Below are 5,752 nucleotides of genomic sequence, written 5' to 3' on the forward strand. Positions count from 1 at the left end.
AAGCTTGGGTACGCTTCTCAACGATGACGGGGGGGCCAATGGTTAAGTAAGGGGTTATCGAAACACCTTCACGCACTACAACTGTTCCATCTTCTTGATGCTCGTACAGACGACGCAGCGCACCAGAGGCGGCCCCAATCCCAACGACGGCAACAGTCACGCCCGCATTGTGGCTGGCGAGATTCGCCCACTTGAATGAGGTGTACGCAAAGAGAATGTCGCAGCCCGCCTCGTAGACGACCGGCCAAAGGATAGGAACTGACTGACCTTGGCAGATAGAGTTCGTGCTCACGAAGGCGCTAACACCGCCCGCGCGACGGATGTAATCCGCCGCCTTGATGAACCACCCACTCACATAGTCCAAGAAGCCAGGCGAACCCGTGCGACCGCTGACGATATTACGGATATCAGCCTTTTGCTCTGTACTCTGCCAAGTGTTGCCCAGGTAGGGAGGATTACCGCAGATGTACGTCTCCCCCCCCTCGTTCTCGAAGTCGATCTCTGCCTGATCAAGCGGGGAATCGAACAAGTCATCGGCCTGCACCTTCACGCCGGTACCGGTCGGGGGGCATATTCTCAACCAGTCGAGCCGCAGCGCGTTGCCGCACGTGATCCAGTTCTCGTTGCGCAGGGGCAGAAATTCGGCCAAGGCCAGCTTCTGCCCCCGGTACAGCACGTCGCACTGATACTCGGCGATGACCAGCGCAAGGCGGGCGATCTCCGCCGGGAAATCGCGTAGCTCAATCCCGCGAAAGTTAGTGACCGGGATTTCTGATGCGCGATCCGGCTCGCCGCGCCGCCGGTTGATCTCGGCCTCGATGGCGCGCATTTCCTTGTAGGCGATAACCAGGAAATTGCCCGAACCGCAGGCCGGGTCGAAAACCCTGATCTTGGAGATACGCTTGCGCAGGTTAAGCAACATGCGGGCGTTATCGCCTGCCTCCTCCAGCTTCGTCCGCAAGTCGTCGAGAAAAAGCGGGCTGAGCACCTTCAAGATATTGGGGACACTCGTGTAGTGCATCCCCAACTCGCCGCGTTCTTCGTCGTCGGCGACGGCCTGGATCATCGAGCCGAAGATATCCGGGTTGATCTTGGTCCAGTCCAACCCGCCTACGTGCAACAGGTAAGACCTGGCGATCTTGCTGAACCGTGGTACTTGATCGCTACCAGCGAACAACTGCCCGTTGACGTATGGAAAATCCTCGGCCCATCGGGGAATCTTAGCGGCGGCCCGGTCCTCGCGCTTAGTATTCATGGCACGGAAGAGCGTGGCGATTACCTCGTGCGTGTTGGTCGAGTCCTTGGCGCTCATCTGCGCGACGGTTTCCGTGAAGCGGCCCTTGCCGACGAAGATGTCGGTATCCTCAGCGAAGAAGCAGAAGATAAGCCGCGCCATGAAGTGGTTCATGTCATGGCGGCGCTCCGACATTCCCCATTCCGGATTGTCTTTCAGCAGTTCAACGTACAGGCGATTCAACCGGCTGGTGGCCCGAATGTCAAAGGCATTTTCACTAATCTGGCGGACGGTGCTGATGCCCGCCAGTGGGAGGAAGAAGCCGAAATGGTCCGGGAAATCCTTAAAGGCGCAGGCAACTGTCTCGCCGCTGACTAGGTCTTCGGCCTCGAAGTCCACTCCATCGGTGGCAAGCACGAACTTGGCCTTGCCCTTGACGGTAGCCGGGCTATCCTTGAGGGCCTTGAGCGTCGTTGTGACTTGGCCCGTATTGCAGGTCAGAATGTGGATGTTGCTAGTCTGTAGAACTCCGCCCGAGTCGGACTTATTCGATGCACCAGCGCGCAGGCGCTTGATGGTAGTCGCCTTGTTGCCGAAAGCTTCAAGAAAGGCATAGGGGAACTCTGCGGGATCAAAGGGTTTCTCCGCAAGGTCTGTGATGGCTTGTTCGATCTCTACTGCGTTCATGCGCGTCTTGCCTGTGTAATTTTGCTCACGTCCAATTTTGTGGCACACCCACCGGGACAGCGCTGCGGTGGGGGCCACATTGTAAATGCTTGGCCGCGAGAATTTGTAGCGTCATGCGATTTAACAGGTTCAAGATGGTCAAATCAAATATCCAGTACTCCCCCCAATTCGTCACGCATCCAGCCTCTACGTACCCATCTTCTGAATCGCAAAAAATTGCGATCCTGACAACCATTAATCACGGAAAAATTGATAGTGATTCTATCAGCTTGAACATCTCCAATAAGGCAGCAGATCAACACAAAAAAACATGCCGATCCTCCCCCCCTATCAAGTTGTAGATTTTTTTGATCACATATTACTCCTGAGAATCGAGCCCCTATCGCTCGCCCTCGCCTGTCTCCGTAATAGGCATTTCACACTCAGGAGTTTTTTCATGCCTTCCACTCTCTCTTGCCCTCGCTGCAAATCCCCCAACATCACCACCCGCAACTACGCCCGTAAAGCCGGCAGCGCCATTGGTGCGGCTGCCGGTGCCGCCGGTAGCGCTGCGGCCATGATGGGCGGCGCTGAAGCTGGTGCTACGTTGGGCATGTCTGCTGGCCCGGTCGGCGCTGTCGTCGGTGGCTTGGCTGGCGCGTTGATGGGTGCGCTATTCGGTGGCGCTGCCGGTAGTGTTGCCGGTGCCACTGCCGGCGAAGCCATCGACAACAACGTGCTCAATAACCACGAGTGTCCGGACTGCGGCCATACCTTCAGCAAGTCGTAGTTTTCTCCCGTTTATCCGTTTCTTCCATGCGAATGCCTACAGCCCTTTGGGCTGTAGGCATTTTTGCTGTCTGTGTATTCCTGCTGCGCTATCTATTACCCCCCACCAATAAGGAGTTCTCCATGCATCTCGTTCACTCTATGGCCTATGTCAACGAAACACCCTGGCACGGCCTTGGCAATCAACTCGCCCCACATCAACCGCTCGACGTTTGGGCAAAGCAAGCCGGCATGGACTGGCGTATCGAATCGTCGGAAGTGCACTTTGTGTCCGGCAGCGCTGGTGCCTCTCTTGGTTCCATTCACGCCTTTCCCGATCAGAAGGTGCTGTATCGCTCGGATACCAAGGCACCGCTTTCCGTGGTGTCATCCCGTTATCAGGTGGTGCAGCCTGAATCCATTCTGGAGTTTTACCGCGACCTCACGGAAGTCGGCGGCTTCGAGCTGGAGACGGCGGGTGTATTGAAGGAAGGCCGCAAGTTCTGGGCCTTGGCACGTACCGGTCAGAACACCACGCTCAAGGGACGGGATCGCGTTAATGGCTACTTGTTGTTGGCGACTGCTTGTGACGGCACGCTGGCCACCACTGCGCAATTTACATCGGTGCGCGTAGTGTGCAATAACACGCTGGCCATTGCGCTGGGCGATGGTGCCGGAGCTATCAAGGTTCCGCATCGCAGCCAGTTTGATCCGCAGGCCGTCAAACGTCAGCTTGGCATTGCGATTTCATCCTGGGATGGCTTTATGGCACGCATGAAGGCGCTCTCGGAATGCAAGGTCAAAGACGATGCCGTTGAATCGTTCTTGCGCCGTGTGTTGACCTATTCCGTGGCGGCTTCGCCTGATGGACATTCCGCCGTCAATGACCGTGCGCTCAAAGCCGTGCATGAGCTGTATCTCGGTCGCGGCAAAGGCGCTGATCTAGCCTCGGCTTCCGGTACGGCATGGGGTCTGGTCAACAGCGTGACGGAATACGTTGACCACCATCGCCGTGCGCGCAGTGCCGATCATCGCGTGGATGCGGCATGGTTCGGGCAAGGTGCTTCCATCAAGCAGAAGGCCTGGGAGGAGGCGTTGAAACTTGTTGCGTGAATCCTGCCGCTATTTCTACGTTCCTTATTTTCAACCTCATACAGACCCGGCAGCGCAAATGCGCTGACCGGGTTTTGTGCTTTATGGAGAATTGAAATGCCTCTACCACAACCGAAACAACGCCTTACTGCACCCGCCGCCCTGCGTCTGGTCGATACGCGCACCATCGAACGTGCAGACTGGCTGGAAATCCGCAAGACCGGCATCGGTGGTTCTGACGCCGCTGCTGCCGTTGGCCTGTCCCCCTACAAATCTTCGCTGGAATTGTGGATGGAAAAAACCGGTCGTGACGCCGATCTGCCGAAACCCGACCCCAACGACACAACGGCACCGGTGTTCTGGGGGACGTTGCTGGAGCCCATTGTCGCCGCTGCCTACACCCAGCAGACCGGACGCAAGGTGCGCAAGGTCAATGCCGTGCTTCAGCATCCGACCGTGCCCTTCATGCTGGCTAATCTTGATCGGGAAGTGGTTGGTTGTGCCGACGTACAGATTTTGGAATGCAAGACGGCCGGAGAGTTTGGTGCCCGGCTCTGGCAAGACGGCGTACCGGACTATGTGCAATTGCAGGTACAGCATCAGCTTGCCGTCACCGGCAAACAAGCGGCGGATGTGGCTGTTCTGCTGTGCGGTCAGAAGCTGGACATTCACCGGATACAGCGTGACGAGGAATTGATCTCGCGTCTGATCCACCTTGAGGCGCAGTTCTGGCAATACGTCACCAGCGATACACCACCGCCTGCCGATGGCTCTGAATCGTCGGATCGTGCCTTGCGTTGTCTGTATCCCGGCAATTCCACGGCGGTGGATTTCAGTGAGGATCGACGCTTGTCGGCAGCCTTTGCGGATTTGGTGTTATTGCGGGCGGACATCAAAACCAAGGAAACACTGGCCGAACAACTCAAGCAAACATTGCAGCAGGCCATGGGCGATGCTTCATCTGCCCAGCTTGAAACCGGCAGGATCACCTACAAGCGCAGCAAAGACAGCATCAGCATCGACCTCGACAGGCTGCTCGCGGATCACCCCGATCTCGCCCAGCAGTACGCCATCACCAGGCCGGGTTCACGGCGTTTCCGCATCTGCGACTAATTCTCCTCTTCTATTATCTACAGGAGCATTTATGCTGAAAGGACTTGCCATCACGCCGCCCGTTGTCGGGCGCATTTCCATTGGCCGTGTTATTGAACGCAACGGCAAACGACTCCCTGAAAAGGACGATCAATTCACCCTCACCACACAAATTCAAAGCCACGATGGCTGGATGCTGCATCCACTGGATGAAACGATGCGCAAGGCTGCCAGCAACGGCAAATTGCGCGCCATTCCTGTCCGGGTCATGTTCAATGATCCTGATCTGAACCTGCGGGCGGAGTATTCAGCGTTCGATAAAGAAACGGGACGGCCGGTGTGTGTCGGCAATGGCGATACCTGCCGCCGTGCCGTCAATAACGGTATTGAAACATTACCCTGTCCATCGCCGGATGCCTGCGCATTCGGTGCAAAGCTCTGCAAGCCTTATGCCCGGCTGAATGTGATCATTGGTGAAGATGATGAACTGGGCAGCTTCATCTTCAGAACGACTTCCTTCAACTCCATTCGCACGCTGGCTGCGCGGCTGAATTACTACCATGCCGTATCTGGTGGCTTGCTGGCGACAATGCCTCTGGAATTGAAACTGCGCGGCAAGTCCACCACGCAAAGCTATCGCACGGCAATCTACTACGTCGATCTGGTGGTGCAGTCGGAGATGTCGCTGGAAGGCGCTATTGCACAGGCGCGGGAATTGGCTGATCGGAAGAAGGCGGCTGGATTCGATCAGACGGCGCTGGATGAGGCGGCGCGGCTGGGCTTTGCGAATGGGGCGTTTGAGGATTATGTTGATGACGCTTCGGATGTTGTTGAAGAGTTTTATCCCGCACAGGAAGATGCTGGTAACGACGACCAGCAACCTACTGCACGCAAAACCTC

5 protein-coding genes are annotated in these 5,752 nt (G+C 56.6%); 4 read left to right on the forward strand and 1 reads right to left on the reverse strand.

Translation table 11 applies throughout. The annotated features are described in order from the left end of the window. The coding region (locus tag AKL28_RS22945; RefSeq protein ID WP_050470611.1) for a class I SAM-dependent DNA methyltransferase at positions 1-1,921 on the reverse strand (1,921 nt) is incomplete at its 3' end. A 436-nt stretch (positions 1,922-2,357) separates the two neighbouring features. Between AKL28_RS22945 and AKL28_RS22950 the strand changes: the two genes are divergently transcribed. The 4 genes from AKL28_RS22950 to AKL28_RS22965 all read left to right on the forward strand — a co-directional run. Further along, a complete protein-coding gene (locus tag AKL28_RS22950; protein WP_050470615.1) occupies positions 2,358-2,690 on the forward strand; it encodes a hypothetical protein in 333 nt (110 codons plus the stop codon). Between the two features lie 122 nt (positions 2,691-2,812). After that, entirely contained in the window at positions 2,813-3,781 is a 969-nt protein-coding gene (locus AKL28_RS22955) for a DUF932 domain-containing protein (protein WP_050470612.1), read from the forward strand. A gap of 96 nt (positions 3,782-3,877) precedes the next feature. Beyond that, a complete protein-coding gene (locus AKL28_RS22960) occupies positions 3,878-4,873 on the forward strand; it encodes a YqaJ viral recombinase family nuclease (RefSeq protein WP_050470613.1) in 996 nt (331 codons plus the stop codon). 31 nt (positions 4,874-4,904) lie between these two features. Continuing rightward, the coding region (locus AKL28_RS22965) for a recombination directionality factor (protein WP_050470614.1) at positions 4,905-5,752 on the forward strand (848 nt) is incomplete at its 3' end.

The organism is Herbaspirillum chlorophenolicum, assembly GCF_001189955.1.
GTDB classification, from domain to species: Bacteria; Pseudomonadota; Gammaproteobacteria; order Burkholderiales; family Burkholderiaceae_D; genus Herbaspirillum; species Herbaspirillum chlorophenolicum.